Below are 25,514 nucleotides of genomic sequence, written 5' to 3'. Positions count from 1 at the left end.
CTTGCGATGAAATCGACCACCGACATCCGTCTGATCTATTCGACCTTTCCCGACATGGAGAGCGCGCGCGACGCGGCCGCCAAACTGGTGACGCTGCGCCTTGTTGCCTGCGTCAACATGTGGCCGGGCATGGTGTCGGTCTATCGCTGGCAGGGCGCGGTGGAGGAGGGCGCGGAGGTCGTGGTGCTTGCCAAGACCAGCGCGGCGCGGCTGGAGGAGGCGATGGCGGCCATCGTCGAGTTGCACCCGTTCGACGAACCGGCCGTGCTGGCGCTCGACGTGGCGCACGGCAGCCCCTCGTTCCTCGACTGGATCCGCGCCGAAACGCGCGGCGGCGCGGTCGACTGACCTTCGCACCCGGACCTGTCGGGTCCCGGGCGATGGTCCACGCGGCGCTCAGGTCCGCCGATCCGGCTCACCGCCCAGGTCTGCCGATCTGGCCTGCCGCTCAGGGGAGCGGGGCAATCGCCTTCAGATAGGCCGCGACGGCCCGTCGATCCTCGTCTGGAACCTTCGCCCAGTTTTCCTGAACCGAGGCCATGCTGCCGCCGACCGAATCGAAGTCCGGCGTGAAGCCGCTTTCGAGGTAATAGGCGATGTCGGCCGCCGACCAGCCGCCGATGCCCGCCTGCGAGGGCGTGATGTTGGGGATCGCCCCGTCGCCGCCTTCCGGATCGGGACCGCCGGCGAGCCATCGCGCCGAGTCGAGCCCGCCAAAGGCGTCGCGCGGCGTGTGGCACTCCGCGCAATGACCGGCGCCCGTGACCAGATAGGCCCCGCGCGCCACCAGCGGATCGTCGCTGTCGGGAACGGGCGGCGCCGGCTGGCCGAGATAGAGCAGCTTCCACGCGCCCAGCCCGGCGCGGATGGAGTAGGGAAAGGCGAGATCGTGATCGCCGTTGCGCGCGTCCGACGGCGGCAGCGTGTCGAGAAACGCCTTCAGGTCGATGAGATCCTCAAGGCGCATGTGCCGGTAGGACGCATAGGGGAAGGACGGATAATAGTGCCGCCCGTCCGGCGAGGTGCCCTTGACCATGGCGGTGACGAAATCCGCGTCGCTCCAGCCGCCGATGCCGGCCTGCGGATCGCTCGACAGATTGGGGACCGTGAAGCTGCCGAAGGGCGTCTTCAACTCCAGCCCGCCGGCAAGCAGCAGCTTGTCCTCCCCCTTCGCGCCGGGGGCCGCATGGCAGGAGGCGCAGCCGCCGGCCCAGAACAGGCGCTCGCCGTTGGCGAGATCCGCCTCATGCGCGGGAAGCTGTGCCGCATCGATCCGCTCGGGCCAGGTGAGGTAGACGGCCGCGGCGACCGCGAGCAGAACGAGCGCGAGTGGCCAGACGAGCAGGCGCAGGGACATGCGTCTCTCCATGATGGGCGAGGGATCGGCGAAAGGCCGGTGTGCCCGGCCGGGGCGGGCCGGCGGACGGGGATGCCGGTGCAGGCGGGGTCGCCTCCGGCGACGTTCCGCCCGTGTGCCCCGCCCGCCTGTACCCCCCCGCCGGTGTACTGAAGGGCGCCGTCAGTTCTTCGAGACGCGGTAGTCCTCGTGGCAGGCCTTGCAGTTCTGCGCGACCGATCCGAAGGCGCCCTTCAGGGCGTCGAGGCTTTCGCCGGCGGCCGGGATCGCGGCGCCGGCCGCCATCTGCATGTCGGCCGCGACCTTCTCGAAGCCGGCCCGGTCCTCCCAGATGGCGGGCGCGGCCTCGGTGTCGCCGCCGGTCTGCGTGCCGTCCGGGAACATGGTCACGAAGCCGGCCGGCGCGGCGAAGAGCACGCGCATGGCCATGCTGGCGAGTGCCGCGTCATACTCCGTCTCGCCCTTGATCATCTTGCCGAGCGTGCCGGTTGCCGCGCCGACGGATTTCATCAGCTGCTGGCGGGTGTCGATGGGGTCCGCCGCAGCCGGACCGGCGGCCAGGGCAAGCGGCATGGCGACGGCGAGGCCGCGAATGCACATCTTCAGCATGTGTTGTCTCCCTTCAGGATCGGCGGGCGCTTCCGCCGCGATTATCCTCGGGGGCCGGGCCGTCGCTCTCAAGCGCCGCGCGATCACGAAACCGTGAGATGGCGGGCGCCGAAACGCCGTCGATCCCGGGAGCGGGATGCGCCGGATCAGACGGCAAATTCGGAGATCCCGCCGTGCGCGCCGGACCAGCCGAGCGGGTCGGCGAGGAAGGCTTCGACGGCGTCGAGCGTGGCTTGCGGAAAATGCGCCCCGGCGCGGGCCTCGGCGAGCACGTCGCGCCAGGTCGCCAGATAGTGCAGCGTCAGCCCCTCGCGGGCCATGGCGTCATGCGTTTCGGGGAAAATATCGTAGAAGAACAGCACGATGGTGTGATCGACCCGGGCCCCGGCGGCGCGCAGCGCCTTGGCGAATTTCACCTTGCTGCCGCCGTCGGTGGTGAGATCCTCGACCAGCAGCACCCGGTCGCCCTCGTTGAGCACGCCCTCGATCTGCGCGTCGCGGCCAAACCCCTTGGGCTTCTTGCGCACATACTGCATGGGCAGGCCCATGCGCTCGGCGATCCAGGCCGAGAAGGGGATGCCGGCGGTCTCGCCGCCCGCGACCGCGTCAAGCGATTCGAAGCCGACCTCGGCGAGAATGCGCGCGGTGGCGAAATCCATCAGCGTGGCCCGCAGGCGCGGGTAGGAAATCAGCTTGCGGCAGTCGATATAGACCGGGCTCGCGAGACCGGACGTCAGCTTGTAGGGCTCGTCGGCGCGAAAATGCACGGCCTGGACCTCGAGCAGCATCTTCGCGGTCTGGCGCGCGACAAGGGCGGGATCGGGGAAACCGGTCGGGAGCATGGGCTCTCTTTCCTCCAGTCGGGCGCGGGCCTCAAGTCGGGCGCGGGCCTCAGGTCGGGCGCGGGGGCGCGCCGGTCGGGTCGGGTGCCGCGCCCCTGTGTGCCGTTGTGAGGCACCGGTTTCGGGCGGTGTCCTTCCGGGCGGCGGGGGGCTCGGACGTCGGAACGCACGACTTGCGGGCAACACCGCGGTCCCATGGAAGGCGGGAAAGCCCGATGGAGCGGGGAATATGGTGCCGGCAGCAGGATTCGAACCCGCGACCCTCTGATTACAAATCAGATGCTCTACCAGCTGAGCTATACCGGCGACGCCTTGGGCTTTAGCACAGGTTTTCGGGCCGCGCATCCCCGTCCTGCGCGGTTTTCGACGGGTTGTTGGCGACCGGTTTCAGGACCCGGTCGCGGTGCCGCGGAAAAGCGCCTGGCGCACGATGTAGAGCGACAGGACGGCGGCGTTGGACACGTTGAGCGAGGCGATCTCGCCCGGCATGTCGAGGCGGGCCAGCGCGTCGCAGGCCTCGCGCACGCCTTGGCGCACGCCCTTGCCTTCCGAGCCGAGCACCAGAAGCACCCGGTCGCCGAGCTCCGTGTCCTCCAGACGCGCCGGTCCGGCGCTGTCGAGCGCCACCGCGCGAAAGCCGGCCGCGCGCATCTCGCCGACGAAACGGGCCATGTTCTTCACCCGCACGTGGCGGATCATGTCGAGCGCGCCGGAGGCGGATTTGGCGAGCACCGGGCCCTCCTCGGGCGCATGGCGCTCGGTGGTGACGACCGCATCGGCGCCGAGCGCCACGGCGGAGCGCAGGATCGCGCCGACATTGTGCGGATCGGTGACCTGATCGAGCGCCAGCACCATGCGCGCGCGGGACAGATCCTCCGCGCCGTAGGCGGGCAGGGGATCGGCTTCCAGCACCACGCCCTGATGCACCGCGTCGCGGCCGACCATCTGGTCGAGCTTGCGCGGCGGCAGGATTTCGACCGGCACGTCGGGCGCGATGTCGCGTTCGGTGAGCCGGCGCAGGGCGTTTTCCGTCGCATAGAGGCGATGGCGCCGGCGCGCGGGATTGCGGAAGGCGGCCTCCACCGTGTGCAGGCCGTAGAGCCGCAAGGGACCTGCGTCGGCCGGGTCGGCAAAGCGGCCCGCCGGCTTACGGCCCCTGTGGGGGCCGCGCGGCAGTCTGGCAGATGGCGGTTTGGCGGATCGGGTCATGCGGCATGCGCTTACTCTTCCTCGTCACGGCCGGCAAGCCAAAAGCCGGGCGGGGCTTCGGGACGGGTCGATGAAGCCCCCGGGCGAATTTGTGTCCACAGGCGGCGAAATGGGCGTTGACACCCTCAGGCGGTATCTGCATAACACCGGCCACGGGAGCGGCCTCGCGATTGTTTCGCGGGGCGTTTTCGTGAAGCCATCCAGGACGCTTCGGCGACGGGGACGGTGACTCGGAGGAGTGCCCGAGTGGTTAAAGGGGACGGACTGTAAATCCGTTGGCTTTGCCTACGTTGGTTCGAATCCAACCTCCTCCACCATCCCCCGGCCGGCGGCGGGTGTAGCTCAATGGTAGAGCAGCAGCCTTCCAAGCTGACGACGAGGGTTCGATTCCCTTCACCCGCTCCAATCATGAGCTTTGCACATCGTCCGGTCCGGAGGTGAAGCGGAAACGGCTTTCCGAGCCACCAGTATCCGCCGCCTCGAGGCGGTCGGGTCTTCATCGAGTTTGATAGACTTAACCGCAAGTTGGACAGAGAGCGACGCCGATGGCGAAAGCAAAGTTTGAGCGGACGAAGCCGCACGTGAACATTGGCACGATCGGCCACGTCGACCATGGCAAGACGACGCTGACGGCGGCGATCACGAAGTCGTTCGGCGACTTCAAGGCCTACGACGAGATCGACGGCGCGCCGGAAGAGCGGGCGCGCGGCATCACGATCTCGACGGCGCACGTGGAGTACGAGACGGAGAACCGTCACTACGCGCACGTCGACTGCCCGGGTCACGCCGACTACGTGAAGAACATGATCACCGGTGCGGCGCAGATGGACGGCGCGATCCTGGTGTGCTCGGCCGCTGACGGCCCGATGCCGCAGACGCGCGAGCACATCCTGCTCGCTCGCCAGGTCGGCGTTCCGGCGCTGGTGGTATTCCTGAACAAGGTCGACCAGGTGGACGACGAGGAGCTGCTGGAGCTCGTCGAGATGGAAGTGCGCGAGCTTCTGTCGTCCTACGAGTTCCCGGGCGACGACATTCCGATCGTGGCCGGCTCGGCGCTTGCCGCGCTCGAGGGCCGCGACGCCAACATCGGCGAAGAGAAGATCAAGGAGCTGATGGCGGCCGTGGATGACTACATCCCGACCCCGGAGCGTCCGAAGGATCTTCCGTTCCTGATGCCGATCGAGGACGTGTTCTCGATCTCCGGCCGTGGCACGGTGGTGACCGGCCGCGTGGAGCGCGGCGTCGTGAAGGTGGGCGAGGAAGTCGAGATCGTCGGCATCCGCGACACCAAGAAGACGACGGTGACGGGCGTTGAGATGTTCCGCAAGCTGCTCGATCAGGGCGAGGCGGGCGACAACATCGGCGCGCTGATCCGCGGCATCGGCCGCGAGGACGTGGAGCGCGGCCAGGTGCTGTGCAAGCCGGGTTCGGTGACGCCGCACACGAAGTTCAAGGCCGAGGCCTACATCCTGACGAAGGAAGAGGGCGGCCGTCATACGCCGTTCTTCACCAACTACCGTCCGCAGTTCTACTTCCGCACGACGGATGTGACGGGCGTGGTGACGCTTCCCGAGGGCACGGAAATGGTGATGCCGGGCGACAATGTGTCGGTCGACGTCGAGCTGATCGTGCCGATCGCGATGGAAGAAGGCCTGCGCTTCGCGATCCGCGAGGGCGGCCGCACCGTGGGTGCCGGCGTCGTCGCGAAAATCGTCGAGTAATCTGCGTGTCAACGCGCGGCGCCACACGGCGCCGGCGGCGACACAGGCATGTTTCACGGGGCGCGTCCTGAGAGGGGCGCGCCCCGTTGCATGTGCGGACCGACCGCGCCGGGCGACGGCGAGCGGGTCCCGGACCGGCGCAGGGCGGTAAGGTGCAAGTGGGGGCGACGCCCGGCCGCCGGTACCGTCTGGCGGGCCCAGGGAGCCTTCAGCGAGCCTTCAGCGGAGCGGTAAGGGAGCGCGCCGGGGCGTCGCGCGGCCGCCCGTGCGGCGGGGGCAGGTCCGGCCGGGGCGGGTCGGCCTCGGGCCGCGAGACGCGATTGCGTTGCCGTCCTCGTTTCGGGCTTGATCGCGGCGCGCGGCGCGGGGATTTCGCGACCCTTTCGTCGAGAGGACGGGTCGGCCGGACGAGAGGAAACGCGGCAAGCTTGTGAATTAATTCACGTCATGCGCATTTCTCGCTTGAAGCGACGGCAAAATTTATTTACCTCCTGCACTCGAAAGGTCTAGGGGTGTAGCTCAGCTGGTAGAGCATCGGTCTCCAAAACCGAGGGCCGGGGGTTCGAGTCCCTCCGCCCCTGCCACCTTTGCTCTTGATCGCAAGGCCGTTAGGTCTTAATTAGGGCTTTCGACCAAGGCGCGTGGATCGTTCCGCGCGCCTGCGTGTCGTGACAAGACCGGCAGTTGAATGGCGAAGACAAATCCTTTCACGTTCATCCAGCAGGTGCGTTCGGAAACGTCCAAGGTGACCTGGCCGACGCGTCGGGAAACCGCGGTGACCACCGTCATGGTGTTCGTCATGGTGTTTCTTGCCGCCATCTTCTTTCTGCTCGCCGACTGGCTGATGGGCCAGGGAATCGGCTTGCTTCTGGGTCTTGCCGGCTAGGTGCGGCCCTGCTCACAATCGGCTTGAGGGATTATGGCCAAGCGTTGGTACATCGTGCACGCCTACTCGAATTTCGAGAAGAAGGTGGCGGAAGCGATTCGGGAAAAAGCGGCGCAGCAGGGACTTGAGGAGCTCTTCGAGGAGATTCTCGTCCCGACCGAGAAGGTCGTCGAAGTGCGTCGTGGCCGTAAGGTCGATGCGGAGCGCAAGTTCTTCCCCGGCTACGTGCTGGTGAAGATGGAGATGACCAACGAGGCGTTTCATCTCATCAAGAACACGCCGAAGGTGACCGGCTTCCTCGGCTCCGACCAGAAGCCGATGCCGATCCCGGACGCCGAGGCGATGCGCATCCTGCACCAGGTGCAGGAGGGCGTGGAGCGCCCGAAGCCGTCCGTCAGCTTCGAGATCGGCGAACAGGTGCGCGTGTCCGACGGTCCGTTCGCCTCCTTCTCCGGCCATGTGGAAGAGGTCGACGACGTGCGGGCCCGTCTGAAGGTCGCGGTGTCGATCTTCGGCCGCGCGACGCCGGTCGAGCTGGAATACGGGCAGGTCGAGAAGCTCTGAGACTTCGAACATCCGGTGCCGTCTCTCGTCGAGGGCGGCGCCGTTGGCATGTCGGGCCCCGCGCCCGGCGGGTCGCTCCGGCGGCCGTCCCGGGAGACCTGACGGTTTCCCCTCCCTGGTGGGAGACAGGATGCGCAAGGTTCGCCAGGCGTATCGGTCGCACCACCTGATCTGAAGATGTCGCACATGCGGCAGCGCCAGTTGGAGACTACGAATGGCGAAGAAAATTGAAGGCTACATCAAGCTGCAGGTGCCGGCCGGCTCCGCGACTCCGTCGCCGCCGATCGGTCCGGCGCTTGGTCAGCGCGGCCTCAACATCATGGAGTTCTGCAAGGCGTTCAACGCGCAGACCCAGGATGTCGAGAAGGGCGCTCCGTGCCCGACCGTGATCACCTACTACTCGGACCGCTCCTTCACCTTCGTGGTGAAGACGGCCCCTGTCAGCTTCTTCCTGAAGAAGGCCTCCGGCCTGAAGTCGGGGCACAAGACGCCGGGCAAGGGCGGGTTCGTCGGCAAGGTCACCCGTGACCAGGTCCGCGAGATCGCGGAAGCCAAGATGAAGGACCTGAATGCCGTCGACGTCGACGCCGCGATGCGGATGGTCGAGGGTTCGGCGCGGTCCATGGGTCTCGAGGTCACGGAGTAAGACGATGGCGAAGGTTGGAAAGCGCATCCGCGCCGCGCGCGAGGGCATCGACCGCAACAAGCTCTATCCGCTCGACGAGGCGCTCGCGCTCGTCAAGGACCGGGCGACCACGAAGTTCGACGAGAGCGTCGAGATCGCGATCAATCTGGGCGTCGACCCGCGTCATGCCGACCAGATGGTCCGCGGCGTCTGCGTGCTGCCGAACGGGACGGGCAAGACCGTCCGCGTCGCGGTGTTCGCGCGTGGCGACAAGGCGGATGAGGCCAAGGCCGCCGGGGCCGACATCGTCGGCGCCGAGGAGCTGGTCGCCGAAGTGCAGTCGGGCAAGATCGACTTCGATCGCTGCATCGCGACGCCGGACATGATGCCGCTGGTCGGCCGTCTCGGCAAGGTGCTGGGCCCGCGCGGCCTGATGCCGAACCCGAAGGTCGGCACGGTGACGCCGGACGTCACCTCGGCGATCAACGACGCCAAGGGCGGCGCCGTCCAGTTCCGCGTCGAGAAGGCGGGCATCGTGCATGCCGGCGTCGGCAAGACGTCCTTCGAGGCGGACAAGCTGGGCGAGAACATCAAGGCGATCGTCGACGCCATCATCAAGGCGAAGCCGACGGGCGCCAAGGGCACCTACCTCAAGCGGGTGGCGATTTCCTCGACCATGGGCCCGGGCCTGAAGGTCGATCCGTCGTCGATCACCGCCTGAGGCGGCGTTGCCGGGCGCATGCCCGGCCCGGGATGTGCCTCGGCGCATCCCTTTCAAGAATTCCGGCCGGGGCGACCCGGTCGGATCGTTCGCCGGAAACGGCGGACGTCCTGTCCGAGACTGCAGGTGGGGTCGCGCTCGCGCGGCCGCTTAAGCCACACGGGCCTGCATAGACGGGTACGAACCGAATTCGCGGCTTAAGGTCGCCGGTTCGAACCGTTTGTCCTTGCCGCGCCGCTTCGGTGGCTCAAGCGAGGGGACAGGATCCTCGGTGTTGTCCGCCGGCGGTCCATTCCGGGCATGCCTGCGGGCGGCAGAGACAAACCGGCGGCCCTGGCCGCCAAACGGAGATGGCAAGTGGAAAGAGCGGAGAAGCGCGAGTTCGTGGCGTCGTTCAACGAGGTGTTGCAGAACACCGGCGTTGTCGTCGTTGCGCACTATGCCGGTCTTTCGGTTGCGGACATGACGGCCTATCGGGCCCAGGTTCGCGCAGCCGGCGGATCGGTCAAAGTCGCCAAGAACCGTCTTGTGAAGCTTGCCCTTCAAGGCACCGAGCTCGAGCATATGGCGGACCTGTTCCGCGGACCGACCGTGATCGCCTATTCGGACGATCCGATCGCCGCGGCCAAGGCCACCATGGCTTTCGCCAAGACCCAGGAAAAGCTGGTGGTTCTTGGCGGTGCGCTCGGCGCGACGCATCTGGACGCGAACGGGGTGAAGGCGCTTGCCGACATGCCGTCGCTGGATGAGCTGCGGGCGAAGCTGGTGGGCATGATCTCCACCCCCGCGACGCGCATCGCTCAGGTCGTCAACGCACCGGCCGGGCAGGTTGCCCGCGTGCTCGGCGCGTATGCCGCGAAGGACGAAGCCGCATAAGGCGGATTGCTTACACTGTCTGGACCGAAACGGTTCGAACCATAGGAACTTGAGAAAATGGCTGATCTCGAAAAGATCGTTGAAGAACTCTCCTCGCTCACCGTCATGGAAGCGGCCGAGCTGTCCAAGATGCTCGAGGAGAAGTGGGGCGTGTCCGCCGCCGCTCCGGTCGCCGTCGCGGCTGCCGCCGGTGGTGGTGACGCGGGTGCCGCCGCGGCCGAGGAAAAGGATGAGTTCGACGTCATCCTGGCCGATGCGGGCGCCAAGAAGATCAACGTCATCAAGGAAGTGCGTGCCATCACCGGTCTTGGCCTGAAGGAAGCCAAGGACCTGGTCGAGGGCGCGCCGAAGCCGGTGAAGGAAGGCGTGGCCAAGGACGAGGCGGAAGAGCTGAAGAAGAAGCTCGAGGAAGCCGGCGCCAAGGTCGAGCTGAAGTAATCAGGCCGCGTGCCTGTGCGGTCCCGGTTTCGGCCGGGACCGCGTTTTCGACCCCGGCGGGAGATCCTGACCGGGGCTTTGGTCCCTAAGACGGGACGGTTCTCCGAAGGGCCGCCACCACGGTCCGCGGTGCCGGGATGTGGTCCGGTACGGCTTTTCGGAGAGCCGTGTTAGATCGAAACGAGGAGCGACAATGGCGCACACGTTCAACGGTCGCAAGCGGATCCGGAAAATCTACGGATCGATCCGCGAAGTCGCCGCGATGCCCAATCTCATCGAGGTCCAGAAGGCGTCCTACGACCAGTTCCTGCAGGTGGACAAGCCTGAGGCGGGGCGTGCCGAGGACGGGCTTGAGGCGGTGTTCAGGTCCGTCTTTCCGATCTCGGATTTCGCCGGGACCGCGCTTCTCGAGTTCGTGTCCTACGAGTTCGAACAGCCGAAGTACGATGTCGAGGAGTGCCGCCAGCGCGGCATGACCTTCGCCGCGCCGCTCAAGGTGACGCTGCGCCTCATCGTGTTCGACGTCGACGAGGACACGGGCGCCAAGTCGGTCAAGGACATCAAGGAGCAGGACGTCTACATGGGCGACATGCCCTTCATGACGGACAATGGCACCTTCATCGTCAACGGCACCGAGCGCGTGATCGTGTCGCAGATGCACCGCTCGCCGGGCGTGTTCTTCGACCACGACAAGGGCAAGACCCATTCGTCGGGCAAGCTGCTGTTCGCCGCGCGCATCATCCCCTATCGCGGGTCGTGGCTCGACATCGAGTTCGACGCGAAGGACATCGTGCACGCGCGCATCGACCGCCGCCGCAAGATCCCGGTGACGTCGCTCCTCAAGGCGCTCGGTCTCGACGGCGAGGAAATCCTCAACACCTTCTACAAGCGCATCGACTACACCCGCGCCGGCGAGAACGCCTGGCGCGTGGCCTTCGACGGCAACCGTCTGAAGGGCACCAAGGCCGGCTTCGACCTGATCGACGCCGACAGCGGCGAAGTGGTCGTCGAGGCCGGCCGCAAGATCACCGCGCGGACGGTGCGTCAGCTCACCGAGAAGGGCGTGACCGCGCTCAAGGTGGTCGACGAGGACCTGCACGGGCAGTATCTCGCGGAAGACATGGTCGATCCGTCCACGGGCGAGATCTACGCCGAGGCCGGCGACGAATTGAACGAGAAGGTGCTCGGCGCGCTTCTCGAGCGCGGCTACGACGAGATCGCCGTGCTCGACATCGATCACGTGACGACGGGTGCCTACATTCGCAACACGCTGGCCGTCGACAAGAACGAGAGCCGCGAGGACGCGCTGTTCGACATCTACCGGGTGATGCGCCCGGGCGAGCCGCCCACGCTCGACACGGCGGAGGCGATGTTCGCGTCGCTGTTCTTCGACGCCGAGCGCTACGACCTGTCGGCGGTCGGCCGCGTGAAGATGAACATGCGTCTCGACCTGCAGTGCGAGGACACCGTGCGCACGCTGCGCAAGGAGGACATCCTTGCCGTGATCACGCTGCTGCTCGATCTGCGCGACGGGCGCGGCGAGATCGACGACATCGACAACCTGGGCAACCGCCGGGTGCGCTCGGTCGGCGAGCTGATGGAAAATCAGTACCGCGTCGGTCTGCTGCGCATGGAGCGCGCCATCAAGGAGCGCATGTCCTCGGTCGAGATCGACACGGTGATGCCGCAGGATCTGATCAACGCGAAGCCGGCGGCCGCCGCCGTGCGCGAGTTCTTCGGATCCTCGCAGCTGTCGCAGTTCATGGACCAGACCAACCCGCTGTCGGAAGTGACCCACAAGCGGCGCCTGTCGGCGCTTGGCCCGGGCGGCCTGACGCGCGAGCGCGCCGGCTTCGAGGTGCGCGACGTGCACCCGACGCACTACGGCCGCATCTGCCCGATCGAGACGCCGGAAGGCCCGAACATCGGTCTGATCAACTCGCTGGCGACCTTCGCGCGGATCAACAAGTACGGCTTCATCGAAAGCCCGTACCGCAAGGTGAAGAACGGTCAGGTGACGGCCGAGACCGTCTATCTGTCGGCGATGGAAGAGGCGAAGTATCACATCGCCCAGGCCAACGCGGAGATCGACGACGAGGGCCGTTTCGTCAACGAGCTGATCACCTGCCGCCACGCGGGCGAGAACATGCTGCTGCCGCCCGAGCGGGTGGAGTTCATGGACGTGTCGCCGAAGCAGCTGGTGTCGGTCGCCGCCTCGCTCATTCCGTTCCTGGAGAACGATGACGCGAACCGCGCGCTGATGGGCTCGAACATGATGCGTCAGGCCGTGCCGCTGGTGCGTGCCGAGGCGCCGTTCGTCGGCACCGGCATGGAGCCGGTGGTGGCGCGCGATTCCGGCGCGGCCATCGCGGCGCGGCGCACGGGTGTGGTCGACCAGGTGGACGCGACGCGTATCGTCATCCGCGCGACCGAGGAACTCGATCCGTCGAAGTCCGGCGTCGACATCTACCAGCTGATGAAGTTCCAGCGCTCCAACCAGAACACCTGCATCAACCAGCGTCCGCTGGTGCGGGTGGGCGACGAGGTGCGCAAGGGCGACATCATCGCCGACGGCCCGTCGACGGATCTCGGCGATCTGGCGCTCGGCCGCAATGTGCGCGTCGCCTTCATGCCGTGGAACGGCTACAACTTCGAGGACTCCATCCTGCTGTCGGAGCGCATCGTGCGCGACGACGTGTTCACCTCCATCCACATCGAGGAATTCGAGGTGATGGCGCGTGACACGAAGCTCGGGCCGGAGGAAATCACGCGCGACATTCCCAACGTGTCGGAAGAAGCGCTGAAGAACCTCGACGAGGCCGGCATCGTCTACATCGGTGCCGAGCTGAAGCCGGGCGACATTCTCGTCGGCAAGATCACGCCGAAGGGCGAGAGCCCGATGACGCCGGAGGAAAAGCTCCTGCGCGCGATCTTCGGCGAGAAGGCCTCCGACGTGCGCGACACGTCGCTGCGGCTGCCGCCGGGCGTGACCGGCACGGTCGTCGAGGTGCGCGTCTTCAACCGCCACGGCGTGGAGAAGGACGAGCGCGCGATGGCGATCGAGCGCGAGGAAATCGAGCGTCTCGCCAAGGACCGCGACGACGAACAGGCGATCCTCGACCGCAACGTCTACGGCCGTCTGGCCGAGATGCTGCTGGGCAAGGTCGCCGTGGCCGGACCGAAGCAGTTCAAGAAGAACACCGAGGTCACCGGCGACGTCCTCAACGAGTTCCCGCGCTCGCAGTGGTGGCAGATCGCCGTCGAGGACGAGAAGCTGATGAGCGAAGTGGAAGCGCTTCGCGGTCAGTACGACGAGAGCCGCAAGCGTCTGGAACAGCGCTTCATCGACAAGGTGGAGAAGCTGCAGCGCGGCGACGAGCTGCCGCCGGGCGTGATGAAGATGGTCAAGGTCTTCGTCGCGGTGAAGCGCAAGATCCAGCCGGGCGACAAGATGGCCGGCCGCCACGGCAACAAGGGCGTGGTGTCCAAGATCAAGCCGATCGAGGACATGCCGTTCCTGGAAGACGGCGAGCACGTCGACATCGTGCTGAACCCGCTTGGCGTGCCGAGCCGCATGAACGTGGGGCAGATTCTCGAGACGCATCTCGGCTGGGCCTGCGCCGGCATGGGGCAGCGCATCGGGGCGCTCTACGAGGAGTACAAGCGGTCGGGTCAGCTGGACGCGCTGCGGAAGGAAATCGTGGAGGTCTTCGCCGATACGACGAAGAGCGAGCCGGTGGCCGACTATGACGACGAGTCGCTGCTGCGCCTCGCCGATCAGCTCAAGACCGGTGTCCCGATCGCGACCCCGGTCTTCGACGGCGCGCGCGAGCCGGACATCGTCCGGATGCTGGAGCAGGGCGGCTACAAGGGCTCCGGCCAGTCGACGCTGTTCGACGGGCGGACCGGCGAGGAATTCGACCGCCAGGTCACCGTGGGCTATATTTACATGCTCAAGCTGCACCATCTGGTCGACGACAAGATCCACGCCCGTTCGATCGGCCCCTACTCGCTGGTCACCCAGCAGCCGCTCGGCGGCAAGGCGCAGTTCGGCGGCCAGCGCTTCGGCGAGATGGAGGTCTGGGCGCTGGAAGCTTACGGCGCCGCCTACACCTTGCAGGAGATGCTGACGGTGAAGTCGGACGACGTGGCCGGCCGGACCAAGGTCTATGAAGCGATCGTGCGTGGCGACGACACGTTCGAGGCGGGCATTCCCGAAAGCTTCAACGTGCTCGTGAAGGAAATGCGCTCCCTCGGTCTCAATGTCGAGCTGAAGGACGAACAAGTGCCCCTGACGGACGAGACGGGGGTCCCGGCGGTCGACGCGGCGGAGTGACCTTCGCCTGATGCCGACCGCCGCCACAAGATGCCGCATTGCCGGAGAGGGGAGCGGGGCCGCGAGCCCGCTCCCCGTCCGCGCATTCGAGGAGAGAGCCCATGAATCATGAGGTCATGAACCTGTTCAATCAACAGGCTCCCGTGCAGACCTTCGACCACATCAAGATCTCGATCGCCAGCCCCGAGAAGATCCTTTCGTGGTCCTACGGCGAGATCAAGAAGCCGGAGACGATCAACTACCGCACCTTCAAGCCGGAGCGGGACGGTCTGTTCTGCGCTCGGGTGTTCGGGCCGATCAAGGACTATGAGTGTCTTTGCGGCAAGTACAAGCGGATGAAGTACAAGGGCGTCATCTGCGAAAAGTGCTCCGTGGAGGTCACTCTGTCGCGCGTGCGCCGCGAGCGCATGGGCCATATCGAGCTCGCCGCGCCGGTCGCCCACATCTGGTTCCTGAAGTCGCTGCCGAGCCGCATCGGTCTGCTGCTCGACATGACGCTGAAGGATCTGGAGCGCGTTCTCTATTTCGAGAACTACGTGGTGCTCGAGCCGGGCCTGACGCCGCTGAAGCCGAACCAGCTTCTTTCGGAAGAAGACTACGTGCGCGCCCAGGACGAATACGGCGAGGACGCCTTCACCGCCATGATCGGCGCGGAAGCGATCCGCGAGATGCTGATGTCGCTCGACCTGGAGAAGGAGCGCGACCAGATCCGCAAGGAGATCGCCGAGGCGACGACGGAGCTGAAGCCGAAGAAGCTCGCCAAGCGGCTCAAGGTGGTCGAGGCCTTCATCGAGTCCGGCAACCGCCCGGAGTGGATGATCCTGACCGTCGTGCCGGTGATCCCGCCGGACCTGCGCCCGCTGGTGCCGCTCGATGGCGGCCGCTTCGCGACGTCGGACCTCAACGACCTATACCGCCGCGTGATCAACCGGAACAACCGTCTGCGCCGGCTGATGGAGCTGCGCGCGCCCGACATCATCATCCGCAACGAGAAGCGGATGCTGCAGGAGTCGGTCGACGCGCTGTTCGACAACGGCCGTCGCGGCCGGGTCATCACCGGCGCCAACAAGCGTCCGCTGAAGTCGCTGAGCGACATGCTCAAGGGCAAGCAGGGCCGCTTCCGCCAGAACCTGCTCGGCAAGCGTGTCGACTATTCCGGCCGTTCGGTGATCACCGTGGGTCCGGAGCTCAAGCTGCATCAGTGCGGCCTGCCGAAGAAGATGGCGCTGGAGCTGTTCAAGCCCTTCATCTACTCGCGGCTCGACGCCAAGGGCTATTCCTCGACCGTGAAGCAGGCGAAGAAGCTCGTCGAGAAGGAGCGTCCCGAGGTCTGGGACATCCTCGACGAGGTGATCCGCGAGCACCCGGTGCTGCTCAACCGCGCGCCGACGCTGCACCGTCTGGGCATCCAGGCCTTCGAGCCGACGCTCATCGAGGGCAAGGCGATCCAGCTGCATCCGCTCGTCTGCGCGGCGTTCAACGCCGACTTCGACGGCGACCAGATGGCCGTGCACGTTCCGCTGTCGCTGGAAGCGCAGCTTGAGGCGCGCACGCTGATGATGTCCACCAACAACATCCTGCATCCGGCGAACGGCTCGCCGATCATCGTGCCGTCGCAGGACATCGTTCTCGGTCTCTATTATCTGTCGATCATGGCGGAAGGCGAGCCGGGCGAGGGCATGGTGTTCGGCAACACCGGCGAGCTGCACCACGCGCTCGAGACCGGCGCCGTGACGCTGCACACGAAGATCAAGGGCCGGGTCCACTCGATGAACGCGGAGGGCAACCTCGTCAGCCAGATCGTGGAGACCACGCCGGGCCGCATGCTCATCGGCGAGCTGCTGCCCAAGCACCACGAAGTGCCCTTCGACGTGTGCAACAAGCTGATGACCAAGAAGGACATCAGCCGCATGATCGATTCCGTCTACCGTGCCTGCGGGCAGAAGGAGACGGTGATCTTCTGCGACCGGATCATGGGTCTCGGGTTCAACCACGCCTGCCGCGCCGGCATCTCCTTCGGCAAGGACGACATGGTGATCCCGGACACCAAGGCGGACCTGGTGGAGCAGACGGCCGAGCTCGTGAAGGAATACGAGCAGCAGTACAACGACGGCCTGATCACCCAGGGCGAGAAGTACAACAAGGTCGTCGATGCCTGGGCCAAGTGCACCGATCGCGTCGCCGACGAGATGATGAAGCGCATTCAGGCGGTCGAGTTCGACGAGGAAACCGGGCGGCAGAAGCAGATCAACTCGATCTACATGATGTCGCACTCCGGTGCCCGCGGCAGCCCCGCCCAGATGAAGCAGCTTGCCGGCATGCGCGGCCTGATGGCCAAGCCGTCGGGCGAGATCATCGAGGCGCCGATCATCTCGAACTTCAAGGAAGGCCTGTCCGTGCTGGAGTACTTCAACTCCACCCACGGCGCGCGTAAGGGTCTGGCCGACACGGCGCTCAAGACGGCGAACTCGGGGTATCTCACCCGCCGTCTGGTCGACGTCGCCCAGGACTCCATCATCCTGGAGGTGGACTGCGGCTCGGAGAACGGCATCACCGTTCAGGCGATCGTCGATGCCGGTCAGGTCATCGCCTCGCTCGGCCAGCGCGTGCTCGGCCGGACGGCGGCGGAGGACGTGATCAACTCGGCGACCGGCGAGGTCATCGTTCCGCGCGGCACCCTGATCGAGGAGAAGGACGTCGAGCAGATCGAGGCGGCCAACGTCCAGATGATCAAGATCCGCTCGGTGCTGACCTGCGAGACCAAGCGCGGCGTCTGCGCGACCTGCTACGGTCGCGACCTGGCCCGCGGCACGCCGGTCAACATGGGCGAGGCGGTCGGCGTCATCGCGGCGCAGTCGATCGGCGAGCCGGGCACCCAGCTCACCATGCGCACGTTCCACATCGGCGGCACGGCGCAGGTTGTGGATCAGTCGTTCATCGAGTCCAACTTCGAGGGCACGGTGACGATCCGCAACCGAAATGCGGTGCGCGATTCCGACGGCAACCTCGTCGCCATGGCGCGCAACATGGCCATTGTCATCACCGATGGCGATGGCAACGAGCGCGCGGTGCACCGCATCGCCTACGGGTCGAAGATGCATGTCGACGAGGGCGACACGGTCAAGCGCGGCCAGCGTCTGGCCGAGTGGGATCCCTACACCCGTCCGATCCTCACCGAGGTCGACGGTGTGGTCGATTCCGAGGATCTCGTGGAAGGCGTCTCCGTGCAGGAGACGGCGGACGAGGCGACCGGCATCACCAAGCGCGTGGTCACCGACTGGCGCACGTCGCAGCGCGGCAGCGACCTGAAGCCGGCGCTCGTCGTCAAGGACGCGGACGGCTCGATCAAGAAGCTGCCGCGTGGTGGCGACGCCCGTTCGCTGCTGTCGGTCGACGCGATCCTGTCGGTCCAGATCGGCGCCGAGGTCAAGGCGGGCGACGTGCTTGCGCGTATCCCGATGGAAAGCGCCAAGACCAAGGACATCACCGGCGGTCTGCCGCGGGTGGCGGAACTGTTCGAGGCGCGGCGTCCCAAGGATCACGCGATCATCGCGGAGATTGACGGCACGATCCGCTTCGGCCGCGACTACAAGAACAAGCGCCGGATCATCATCCAGCCGCATGAGGAAGACGCGGAGCCGGTCGAGTACCTGATCCCGAAGGGCAAGCACTTCCATCTCCAGGAAGGCGATGCCATTGAGAAGGGCGAATATCTGCTCGACGGCAACCCGGCGCCGCACGACATCCTCGCCATTCGCGGCGTGGAGGCGCTGGCCGCCTATCTCGTCAACGAGATCCAGGAGGTCTACCGGCTGCAGGGCGTGGTGATCAACGACAAGCACATCGAGGTGATCGTTCGCCAGATGCTGCAGAAGGTCGAGATCACCGACGCGGGCGACACCGACCTGCTCAGCGGCGAACAGATCGACCGGCTCGATCTCGACGAGATCAACGAGCGTGCCATCGACGATGCGCGCGCGCCGGCCTCCGGCGTTCCGGTTCTGCTCGGCATCACCAAGGCGAGCCTGCAGACCCGCTCGTTCATCTCGGCGGCGTCGTTCCAGGAGACCACCCGCGTGCTCACCGAAGCGGCGGTCAACGGCAAGCGGGACACGCTCGAGGGCCTCAAGGAGAACGTCATCGTCGGCCGCCTGATCCCGGCGGGCACCGGCGGCATGATGGCCCGCATCCGCCAGGTGGCGCAGCATCGCGACGATCTCATCCTGGAGGCGCGCAAGGCGGCCTCCACGGCGGAGGAGAGCGACCCGATGCTCGAGGACATGACCGGCCCGGCGGAGTAACCGCCGTCGCCATCGCGACCCGGTCGCGACCGATCGGGAAAGGGCCGCCATCGCGCGGCCCTTTTTCGTGGTCAACCCGCGACGGGGCACTTTCCCGCGCGCGGAGAGGGACGGAACGATTGACGAAGCGGGGCCGGGCGGCGACGGTTCCGGCCGCGGATCAAGGACGCCCGGAAAGGACAGGCGAGATGACACGGTTTTCCGACGATGACGGCGGTGCGAATGTCTTCATCATTCTTGGCACGGCGCGCGAACCGGGCGAGGGCGATGCGCTGGCGGACGTTCCGGTGAACATTCTGCTTCAGGCGCCGGACGAGGACAGCGCGGTGCGGGCCGCGCTCGAGGCGCTCGGCGGGCAGGGCTTCGTGGAGGTCGATCTGGACCAGATCGGCGTGATCCTGGAAGAGCCGGACGATCCGACGTTCGAGGCGGCCTATGAGGATGCGCTCGCCGGGGAAGTCGCCGTCATTACCTATCGCGAGTGAACTGCCGCGATTGCAGACGCGCGAATCCCGCGCCGGAATCGCAGGCCTCGGCCCGGGCGGACCCCGCCCGCCGGACCCGAATCCCGCCCCGCGGGAACCGGAAATGGTTTGGAATTCCTTTAAGAATCCCCATGGGCGACGCGCCGCCCGCCGGACGGTCTCTGAGGTGATGGGACGTTGCCGGCACGGCGCGAAAGAAAAATGCGCGAAAGGGGTCTTGAGAAACATTATCGGTCGCGCGACGCCGGTCGCGCGATGCAAGACGCAAGGGAAAGGTGTCGCAGGCCGTCGACGGCAGAATCTTGCGCGTTTCACTTGACGGGGGAGGGGGGTGTCTGTAGGTTCCGCCCATCCCGAAGGCAGGCGGTAAGCACTTGTTCGCTCCGATGCGACGCGCGTTGGACTAAGGAGCGCTTAGACGCTGCCGGGATTACGAGGCGAAAAACATCGTATGCATGACCGCTCGGCAACGGGTGGTCCTCTCGATTGGCGGCGCCTTTCCCGTGAGTTTCACGGGAAGTGGCGCGATTCCGCGTGCGTCGTGGAATCGACCGGTGGACGATCACCGCCGCAACGCCGCTCCGGTTCACGCCGGGGACTAGGAGTTTTGCGTCCCTTCGGGGCGCCCGTCACGTCTCGGGGGTCCTGGATGGGGTCGCCGGGCAGCGCAAAAAGGCCAGCCCCGGGTTGGTACTTTGAGAAGTCAAGGTCTGAGGATCTGCCATGTCACGCCGTCACAGGGCTGAAAAGCGCGAAATCATCCCCGATCCGAAGTTCGGGGACGTGGTCGTCACCAAGTTCATGAATTCCATCATGTACCATGGGAAGAAGTCGGCCGCGGAGCGTATCGTTTACGGTGCGTTCGACATCATCGAAGGCAAGCTGCGCGAGAACCCGGTCGAGGTGTTCCACGCCGCGCTGGACAACGTCATGCCGCAGGTCGAGGTTCGCTCCCGCCGTGTCGGTGGTGCCACCTATCAGGTGCCGGTCGAGGTCCGCACGGACCGTCGTCAGGCGCTGGCCATTCGCTGGCTGATCTCCGCCGCGCGCAACCGCAACGAGACCACGATGGTGGATCGTCTGTCGGGCGAGCTGCTGGATGCCGCGAACAACCGGGGCTCCGCCGTCAAGAAGCGTGAAGACACGCACCGGATGGCGGAAGCCAACCGCGCGTTCTCGCACTACCGCTGGTAATCGCACCGCAAGAGGCTGGCACCATGTCGCGCACGCATAAGATCGAAGACTATCGCAACTTCGGGATCATGGCCCACATCGACGCGGGCAAGACCACGACGACCGAGCGGATCCTGTTCTACACCGGCAAGAGCCACAAGATCGGTGAAGTCCACGATGGCGCCGCCACCATGGACTGGATGGAGCAGGAGCAGGAGCGTGGCATCACGATCACCTCTGCTGCGACCACGGCGTTCTGGAACGAGAAGCGCCTGAACATCATCGACACGCCGGGCCACGTCGACTTCACCATTGAAGTCGAGCGGTCGCTGCGCGTGCTCGACGGTGCCGTCGCCCTGCTGGACGCCAATGCCGGCGTCGAGCCGCAGACCGAGACGGTCTGGCGCCAGGCCGACAAGTATCATGTCCCGCGCATGATCTTCGTGAACAAGATGGACAAGCTCGGTGCGGACTTCTACCGCTGCGTCGAGATGATCAAGAAGCGTCTGGGCGCCACGCCGCTGGTTCTCCAGCTGCCGGTCGGTGCCGAAAACGAGTTCGCTGGTCTCGTCGATCTGATGAAGATGAAGGCCCTCATCTGGCGCGACGAGTCGCTCGGCGCGCAGTGGGATGAGGTCGATATTCCCGCCGATCTCGTCGAGAAGGCACAGGAATACCGCGAGGCCATGATCGAGACCGCCGTGGAGGCCGACGAGGCCGCCATGGAAGCCTATCTCGAAGGCAAGGAGCCGAGCATCGAAGAGCTCAAGGCGCTGGTCCGCAAGGGCACCATCGCCGGCGACTTCGTTCCGGTCCTGTGCGGCTCGGCCTTCAAGAACAAGGGCGTTCAGCCGCTCCTCGATGCCGTTGTCGACTTCCTGCCGAGCCCGGTGGATGTGGCCGACATCCGTGGCATCGACCCGAAGACCGAAGAAGAAATCACCCGCAAGTCCGGCGACGAGCAGCCGCTCGGCATGCTGGCCTTCAAGATCGCGAACGACCCCTTCGTCGGCTCGCTGACCTTCTGCCGGATCTACTCGGGCGTCCTGACCAAGGGCGTGTCGCTGCTGAACACGGTGAAGGGCAAGCGCGAGCGCATCGGCCGCATGATGCAGATGCACTCCAACTCGCGTGAGGACATCGAGGTGGCCTACGCGGGCGACATCGTGGCCGTCGCGGGTCTGAAGGAGACGACCACGGGCGACACGCTCTGCGATCCCAACAAGCCGGTGATCCTGGAGCGCATGGAGTTCCCGGATCCGGTCATCGAGATCGCGGTCGAGCCGAAGACCAAGAGCGACCAGGAGAAGATGGGCATCGCGCTCAACCGTCTGGCGGCCGAGGACCCCTCGTTCCGCGTGAAGACGGACGAGGAAAGCGGCCAGACCATCATCGCCGGCATGGGCGAGCTTCATCTCGACATCATCGTCGACCGCATGAAGCGCGAGTTCAAGGTCGAGGCCAACATCGGCGCGCCGCAGGTGGCCTATCGCGAGACGATCACCCGTCAGGCCGAGGTGGATTACACCCACAAGAAGCAGACCGGTGGTTCGGGTCAGTTCGCCCGCATCAAGATCGTGATCGAGCCGGCGGAAGCCGGTGAGGGCTTCTCCTTCGAGAGCACCATCGTCGGCGGCTCGGTGCCCAAGGAGTACATCCCGGGCGTCCAGAAGGGTATCGAGAGCGTCATGACCTCCGGTCCGCTGGCCGGCTTCCCGATGGTCGACATCAAGGCGAAGCTGATCGACGGTGCCTACCACGACGTCGACTCCAGCGTTCTCGCCTTCGAGATCGCCGCGCGCGCCGGCTTCCGCGAAGCCATCGCCAAGGGCGCTCCGAAGCTCCTCGAGCCGATCATGAAGGTCGAGGTGGTGACGCCGGAAGATTACATGGGCGATGTCATCGGCGACCTCAACTCGCGGCGCGGTCAGATCACCGGCACCGAGAACCGGGGAGTCGTCACCGTGGTGAATGCCATGGTGCCGCTGGCCAACATGTTCGGCTACGTCAACAACCTGCGCTCCATGTCGCAGGGACGTGCCCAGTACTCGATGGTGTTCGACCACTACGAACAGGTTCCGCAGGCCGTCGCGCAGGAAGTTCAGGCGAAGTTCGCCTGATTGCTGCCAACGCCACTTAGGTTAAAGAACGAAGGTACGGAGAAATCCGATGGCGAAAGCAAAGTTTGAGCGGACGAAGCCGCACGTGAACATTGGCACGATCGGCCACGTCGACCATGGCAAGACGACGCTGACGGCGGCGATCACGAAGTCGTTCGGCGACTTCAAGGCCTACGACGAGATCGACGGCGCGCCGGAAGAGCGGGCGCGCGGCATCACGATCTCGACGGCGCACGTGGAGTACGAGACGGAGAACCGTCACTACGCGCACGTCGACTGCCCGGGTCACGCCGACTACGTGAAGAACATGATCACCGGTGCGGCGCAGATGGACGGCGCGATCCTGGTGTGCTCGGCCGCTGACGGCCCGATGCCGCAGACGCGCGAGCACATCCTGCTCGCTCGCCAGGTCGGCGTTCCGGCGCTGGTGGTATTCCTGAACAAGGTCGACCAGGTGGACGACGAGGAGCTGCTGGAGCTCGTCGAGATGGAAGTGCGCGAGCTTCTGTCGTCCTACGAGTTCCCGGGCGACGACATTCCGATCGTGGCCGGCTCGGCGCTTGCCGCGCTCGAGGGCCGCGACGCCAACATCGGCGAAGAGAAGATCAAGGAGCTGATGGCGGCCGTGGATGACTACATCCCGACCCCGGAGCGTCCGAAGGATCTTCCGTTCCTGATGCCGATCGAGGACGTGTTCTCGATCTCCGGCCGTGGCACGGTGGTGACCGGCCGCGTGGAGCGCGGCGTCGTGAAGGTGGGCGAGGAAGTCGAGATCGTCGGCATCCGCGACACCAAGAAGACGACGGTGACGGGCGTTGAGATGTTCCGCAAGCTGCTCGATCAGGGCGAGGCGGGCGACAACATCGGCGCGCTGATCCGCGGCATCGGCCGCGAGGACGTGGAGCGCGGCCAGGTGCTGTGCAAGCCGGGTTCGGTGACGCCGCACACGAAGTTCAAGGCCGAGGCCTACATCCTGACGAAGGAAGAGGGCGGCCGTCATACGCCGTTCTTCACCAACTACCGTCCGCAGTTCTACTTCCGCACGACGGATGTGACGGGCGTGGTGACGCTTCCCGAGGGCACGGAAATGGTGATGCCGGGCGACAATGTGTCGGTCGACGTCGAGCTGATCGTGCCGATCGCGATGGAAGAAGGCCTGCGCTTCGCGATCCGCGAGGGCGGCCGCACCGTGGGTGCCGGCGTCGTCGCGAAAATCGTCGAGTAATCTGCGTTCGCCGCGCGGCGCCAAAAGGCGCCGGCGGCCCGCATGGGGATTGAGACATGAACGGTCAAAACATTCGGATCCGTCTCAAGGCGTTCGACCATCGGGTTCTCGATGCGTCGACCCGCGAGATCGTCAGCACGGCGAAGCGGACCGGTGCACAAGTGCGCGGCCCCGTGCCGCTGCCCACGCGGATCGAGAAGTACACCGTGCTTCGCGGCCCGCATATCGACAAGAAGAGCCGTGATCAGTTCGAGATGCGCACCCACAAGCGCCTCCTCGACATCGTTGATCCGACGCCGCAGACCGTGGACGCGCTGATGAAGCTCGACCTCGCCGCCGGTGTCGACGTCGAGATCAAGCTGTAAGGCGCTCACAAGGGGACACGCCATGCGTTCTGGAGTGATCGCACAGAAGGTGGGAATGACCCGCATCTACAACGATGCAGGCGAGCATGTGCCGGTGACGGTGCTGAAGCTCGAAAACTGTCAGGTCGTCGCCCACCGGACGGAAGAGAAGAACGGCTACACCGCGCTGCAGGTCGGCGCCGGTCTGGCCAAGGTCAAGAACACGCCGCGCGCCGCGCGCGGTCACTTCGCTGTCGCGAAGGTGGAGCCGAAGCGCAAGCTCGCCGAGTTCCGCGTCTCTCAGGACAACCTGATCGACGTGGGCGCGGAGATCACCGCCGACCACTTCGTCGAGGGCCAGTTCGTGGACGTCACGGGCACCTCGATCGGTAAGGGGTTCGCGGGTGCGATGAAGCGCCACAACTTCGGCGGGCTGCGGGCCTCGCACGGTGTGTCGATTTCGCACCGTTCGCACGGTTCCACCGGTCAGTGCCAGGACCCCGGCAAGGTGTTCAAGGGCAAGAAGATGGCCGGTCACATGGGCGCCGAACAGGTGACCACGCAGAACCTGAAGATCGTGCGCACGGATGTGGAGCGCGGCCTCATCATGATCCAGGGCGCGGTCCCGGGGTCGAAGGGCGGCTGGATCCTCATTCGCGACGCGGTGAAGAAGGCCCTTCCGGACGGTGTTCCGATGCCGGGTGCGTTCCGCACCGGCGACGCGCCGGCGGCTGTGGTCGAGAAGGAGAGTGAGTGATGGAACTTGAGGTGAAGACCCTCGACGGGGCCGCCGCCGGTTCGATCACGGTGTCGGATGAGATCTTCGGTCTCGAGCCGCGCACCGACCTGATCCATCGGGTCGTTCGCTGGCAGCTTGCCAAGCGGCAGGCGGGCACCCACAAGGCCAAGCAGCGGGCCGAGATCAACGGGTCGACGAAGAAGTTCGTGCGCCAGAAGGGCACGGGCGGCGCGCGTCACGGCAACAAGAAGGCTCCGCAGTTTCGCGGCGGCGGCAAGGCCCATGGGCCGGTCGTGCGCAGCCACGAGCACGATCTTCCCAAGAAGATCCGTGCCCTCGGCCTTCGCCACGCCCTGTCGGCCAAGATCAAGGCCGATGGCGTGATCGTGCTGGACGCGGCGAGCGTCGACGGGCCGAAAACCAAGGCGCTGAACGAGAAGCTGAAGCAACTCGGTCTGTCGAATGCGCTCGTGGTCGATGGCACCGAGGTCGATGTGAACTTCCGTCTGGCGTCGCGCAACATTCCGGCGATCGACGTGCTGCCGGTCGAGGGCATCAATGTCTACGACCTGCTGCGGCGCGAGAAGCTGGTTCTGACGAAGGCGGCCGTGTCGGCCCTGGAGGAGCGGTTCAAATGAGCACTCTGAAGCACTACGACACGATCGTCTCGCCGGTGATCACCGAGAAGTCGACCTACGCCTCCGAGCAGAACAAGGTCGTTTTCAACGTGTCTCCGACCGCGACCAAGCCCGAGATCAAGGCCGCCGTCGAGAAGCTCTTCGGCGTCAAGGTCACGGCCGTGAACACGCTGGTCCGCAAGGGCAAGCAGAAGCGGTTCCGCGGGCGCCTGGGTCAGCAGTCGGACGTCAAGAAGGCGGTCGTCACGCTGGCCGAGGGTCAGTCCATCGACGTGACTACGGGTCTGTAAGGGCGGAGAAGGAAA

The 25,514-nt window shown here is 65.8% G+C and carries 22 protein-coding genes and 4 tRNA genes; 21 read left to right on the top strand and 5 right to left on the bottom strand.

Annotated features, from left to right (window positions below; genetic code table 11):
- The first annotated feature begins 6 nt into the window (after positions 1-6).
- Positions 7-348, top strand: a complete 342-nt coding sequence (gene cutA, locus ABL312_RS10930; protein ID WP_349357403.1) for a divalent-cation tolerance protein CutA — start codon at positions 7-9, stop codon at positions 346-348.
- Between the two features lie 100 nt (positions 349-448).
- Here cutA and ABL312_RS10925 read toward each other — a convergent pair whose 3' ends face one another.
- From ABL312_RS10925 to ABL312_RS10905, 5 genes are all read right to left on the bottom strand, one after another.
- Entirely contained in the window at positions 449-1,357 is a 909-nt protein-coding gene (locus tag ABL312_RS10925) for a cytochrome c (protein ID WP_374730118.1), read from the bottom strand.
- Between the two features lie 162 nt (positions 1,358-1,519).
- Entirely contained in the window at positions 1,520-1,966 is a 447-nt protein-coding gene (locus ABL312_RS10920; protein WP_349357401.1) for a cytochrome c, read from the bottom strand.
- 146 nt (positions 1,967-2,112) lie between these two features.
- The gene (locus ABL312_RS10915) at positions 2,113-2,808 is read right to left on the bottom strand and encodes an orotate phosphoribosyltransferase (RefSeq protein ID WP_349357400.1); all 696 of its coding nucleotides are present in this window, start codon (positions 2,806-2,808) and stop codon (positions 2,113-2,115) included.
- A gap of 230 nt (positions 2,809-3,038) precedes the next feature.
- A tRNA-Thr gene (locus ABL312_RS10910) sits at positions 3,039-3,114 on the bottom strand.
- An 81-nt stretch (positions 3,115-3,195) separates the two neighbouring features.
- Positions 3,196-4,017, bottom strand: coding sequence for an RNA methyltransferase (locus tag ABL312_RS10905; protein WP_349357399.1), 822 nt, complete (start codon positions 4,015-4,017; stop codon positions 3,196-3,198).
- 232 nt (positions 4,018-4,249) lie between these two features.
- Here ABL312_RS10905 and ABL312_RS10900 point away from each other — a divergent pair.
- The 20 genes from ABL312_RS10900 (at position 4,250) to ABL312_RS10805 (ending at position 25,499) form a co-directional block, all read left to right on the top strand.
- A tRNA-Tyr gene (locus tag ABL312_RS10900) sits at positions 4,250-4,334 on the top strand.
- Positions 4,335-4,348: 14 nt separating this feature from the next.
- A tRNA-Gly gene (locus ABL312_RS10895) sits at positions 4,349-4,422 on the top strand.
- A 140-nt stretch (positions 4,423-4,562) separates the two neighbouring features.
- Positions 4,563-5,738, top strand: coding sequence for an elongation factor Tu (gene tuf, locus ABL312_RS10890; protein ID WP_349357387.1), 1,176 nt, complete (start codon positions 4,563-4,565; stop codon positions 5,736-5,738).
- A 508-nt stretch (positions 5,739-6,246) separates the two neighbouring features.
- Positions 6,247-6,322 (top strand) — tRNA-Trp (locus ABL312_RS10885).
- A gap of 104 nt (positions 6,323-6,426) precedes the next feature.
- The gene (secE, locus tag ABL312_RS10880) at positions 6,427-6,624 is read left to right on the top strand and encodes a preprotein translocase subunit SecE (RefSeq protein ID WP_349357398.1); all 198 of its coding nucleotides are present in this window, start codon (positions 6,427-6,429) and stop codon (positions 6,622-6,624) included.
- Positions 6,625-6,657: 33 nt separating this feature from the next.
- Complete coding sequence (gene nusG / locus ABL312_RS10875; protein ID WP_349357397.1) at positions 6,658-7,188, top strand: transcription termination/antitermination protein NusG; 531 nt, start codon at positions 6,658-6,660, stop codon at positions 7,186-7,188.
- A 214-nt stretch (positions 7,189-7,402) separates the two neighbouring features.
- Positions 7,403-7,834 carry a 50S ribosomal protein L11 gene (gene rplK / locus ABL312_RS10870; RefSeq protein ID WP_349357396.1) on the top strand — a complete coding sequence of 144 codons (432 nt, stop codon included), beginning with the start codon at positions 7,403-7,405 and terminating at the stop codon, positions 7,832-7,834.
- 4 nt (positions 7,835-7,838) lie between these two features.
- Positions 7,839-8,534, top strand: coding sequence for a 50S ribosomal protein L1 (gene rplA / locus ABL312_RS10865; RefSeq protein ID WP_349357395.1), 696 nt, complete (start codon positions 7,839-7,841; stop codon positions 8,532-8,534).
- A gap of 300 nt (positions 8,535-8,834) precedes the next feature.
- Entirely contained in the window at positions 8,835-9,410 is a 576-nt protein-coding gene (rplJ, locus tag ABL312_RS10860; protein WP_349357394.1) for a 50S ribosomal protein L10, read from the top strand.
- Positions 9,411-9,467: 57 nt separating this feature from the next.
- Positions 9,468-9,848, top strand: a complete 381-nt coding sequence (rplL, locus tag ABL312_RS10855; protein WP_349357393.1) for a 50S ribosomal protein L7/L12 — start codon at positions 9,468-9,470, stop codon at positions 9,846-9,848.
- A gap of 193 nt (positions 9,849-10,041) precedes the next feature.
- Positions 10,042-14,184: a DNA-directed RNA polymerase subunit beta gene (gene rpoB / locus ABL312_RS10850; RefSeq protein WP_349357392.1), complete on the top strand. Its 4,143-nt coding sequence runs from the start codon at positions 10,042-10,044 to the stop codon at positions 14,182-14,184.
- Between the two features lie 101 nt (positions 14,185-14,285).
- On the top strand, positions 14,286-18,485 hold the full coding sequence (rpoC, locus tag ABL312_RS10845; protein WP_349357391.1) for a DNA-directed RNA polymerase subunit beta': 4,200 nt from the start codon (positions 14,286-14,288) through the stop codon (positions 18,483-18,485).
- A gap of 188 nt (positions 18,486-18,673) precedes the next feature.
- On the top strand, positions 18,674-18,970 hold the full coding sequence (locus tag ABL312_RS10840; RefSeq protein WP_349357390.1) for a regulator: 297 nt from the start codon (positions 18,674-18,676) through the stop codon (positions 18,968-18,970).
- Between the two features lie 723 nt (positions 18,971-19,693).
- On the top strand, positions 19,694-20,164 hold the full coding sequence (rpsG, locus tag ABL312_RS10835; RefSeq protein ID WP_349357389.1) for a 30S ribosomal protein S7: 471 nt from the start codon (positions 19,694-19,696) through the stop codon (positions 20,162-20,164).
- Between the two features lie 23 nt (positions 20,165-20,187).
- A complete protein-coding gene (fusA, locus tag ABL312_RS10830; protein WP_349357388.1) occupies positions 20,188-22,263 on the top strand; it encodes an elongation factor G in 2,076 nt (691 codons plus the stop codon).
- 49 nt (positions 22,264-22,312) lie between these two features.
- Positions 22,313-23,488 (top strand): elongation factor Tu, encoded by a 1,176-nt coding sequence (gene tuf, locus ABL312_RS10825; RefSeq protein ID WP_349357387.1) that lies wholly within the window; start codon positions 22,313-22,315, stop codon positions 23,486-23,488.
- 56 nt (positions 23,489-23,544) lie between these two features.
- Complete coding sequence (gene rpsJ / locus ABL312_RS10820) at positions 23,545-23,853, top strand: 30S ribosomal protein S10 (protein ID WP_029057583.1); 309 nt, start codon at positions 23,545-23,547, stop codon at positions 23,851-23,853.
- Positions 23,854-23,875: 22 nt separating this feature from the next.
- The gene (gene rplC / locus ABL312_RS10815) at positions 23,876-24,589 is read left to right on the top strand and encodes a 50S ribosomal protein L3 (RefSeq protein WP_349357386.1); all 714 of its coding nucleotides are present in this window, start codon (positions 23,876-23,878) and stop codon (positions 24,587-24,589) included.
- Positions 24,589-25,209, top strand: a complete 621-nt coding sequence (rplD, locus tag ABL312_RS10810) for a 50S ribosomal protein L4 (RefSeq protein WP_349357385.1) — start codon at positions 24,589-24,591, stop codon at positions 25,207-25,209. The genes rplC and rplD overlap by 1 nt, the downstream gene beginning before the upstream one ends.
- Positions 25,206-25,499 (top strand): 50S ribosomal protein L23, encoded by a 294-nt coding sequence (locus ABL312_RS10805; protein ID WP_349357384.1) that lies wholly within the window; start codon positions 25,206-25,208, stop codon positions 25,497-25,499. Before rplD ends, ABL312_RS10805 begins: the two co-directional genes overlap by 4 nt.
- Positions 25,500-25,514: the final 15 nt, after the last annotated feature.

This window comes from Stappia sp. (genome assembly GCF_040110915.1).
In the GTDB taxonomy this organism is placed as follows: domain Bacteria; phylum Pseudomonadota; class Alphaproteobacteria; order Rhizobiales; family Stappiaceae; genus Stappia.
Note: the sequence above shows the minus strand (reverse complement) of the source record. Positions and strands in the feature narration are given on the sequence as shown.

Bases quoted from the DNA above. Each gene is read 5' to 3' on its own strand.
- cutA (WP_349357403.1), top strand. From the start codon at position 7: ATGAAATCGACCACCGACATCCGTCTGATCTATTCGACCTTTCCCGAC.
- ABL312_RS10925 (WP_374730118.1), bottom strand. From the start codon at position 1,357: ATGTCCCTGCGCCTGCTCGTCTGGCCACTCGCGCTCGTTCTGCTCGCG.
- ABL312_RS10920 (WP_349357401.1), bottom strand. From the start codon at position 1,966: ATGCTGAAGATGTGCATTCGCGGCCTCGCCGTCGCCATGCCGCTTGCC.
- ABL312_RS10915 (WP_349357400.1), bottom strand. From the start codon at position 2,808: ATGCTCCCGACCGGTTTCCCCGATCCCGCCCTTGTCGCGCGCCAGACC.
- ABL312_RS10905 (WP_349357399.1), bottom strand. From the start codon at position 4,017: ATGACCCGATCCGCCAAACCGCCATCTGCCAGACTGCCGCGCGGCCCC.
- tuf (WP_349357387.1), top strand. From the start codon at position 4,563: ATGGCGAAAGCAAAGTTTGAGCGGACGAAGCCGCACGTGAACATTGGC.
- secE (WP_349357398.1), top strand. From the start codon at position 6,427: ATGGCGAAGACAAATCCTTTCACGTTCATCCAGCAGGTGCGTTCGGAA.
- nusG (WP_349357397.1), top strand. From the start codon at position 6,658: ATGGCCAAGCGTTGGTACATCGTGCACGCCTACTCGAATTTCGAGAAG.
- rplK (WP_349357396.1), top strand. From the start codon at position 7,403: ATGGCGAAGAAAATTGAAGGCTACATCAAGCTGCAGGTGCCGGCCGGC.
- rplA (WP_349357395.1), top strand. From the start codon at position 7,839: ATGGCGAAGGTTGGAAAGCGCATCCGCGCCGCGCGCGAGGGCATCGAC.
- rplJ (WP_349357394.1), top strand. From the start codon at position 8,835: ATGCCTGCGGGCGGCAGAGACAAACCGGCGGCCCTGGCCGCCAAACGG.
- rplL (WP_349357393.1), top strand. From the start codon at position 9,468: ATGGCTGATCTCGAAAAGATCGTTGAAGAACTCTCCTCGCTCACCGTC.
- rpoB (WP_349357392.1), top strand. From the start codon at position 10,042: ATGGCGCACACGTTCAACGGTCGCAAGCGGATCCGGAAAATCTACGGA.
- rpoC (WP_349357391.1), top strand. From the start codon at position 14,286: ATGAATCATGAGGTCATGAACCTGTTCAATCAACAGGCTCCCGTGCAG.
- ABL312_RS10840 (WP_349357390.1), top strand. From the start codon at position 18,674: ATGACACGGTTTTCCGACGATGACGGCGGTGCGAATGTCTTCATCATT.
- rpsG (WP_349357389.1), top strand. From the start codon at position 19,694: ATGTCACGCCGTCACAGGGCTGAAAAGCGCGAAATCATCCCCGATCCG.
- fusA (WP_349357388.1), top strand. From the start codon at position 20,188: ATGTCGCGCACGCATAAGATCGAAGACTATCGCAACTTCGGGATCATG.
- tuf (WP_349357387.1), top strand. From the start codon at position 22,313: ATGGCGAAAGCAAAGTTTGAGCGGACGAAGCCGCACGTGAACATTGGC.
- rpsJ (WP_029057583.1), top strand. From the start codon at position 23,545: ATGAACGGTCAAAACATTCGGATCCGTCTCAAGGCGTTCGACCATCGG.
- rplC (WP_349357386.1), top strand. From the start codon at position 23,876: ATGCGTTCTGGAGTGATCGCACAGAAGGTGGGAATGACCCGCATCTAC.
- rplD (WP_349357385.1), top strand. From the start codon at position 24,589: ATGGAACTTGAGGTGAAGACCCTCGACGGGGCCGCCGCCGGTTCGATC.
- ABL312_RS10805 (WP_349357384.1), top strand. From the start codon at position 25,206: ATGAGCACTCTGAAGCACTACGACACGATCGTCTCGCCGGTGATCACC.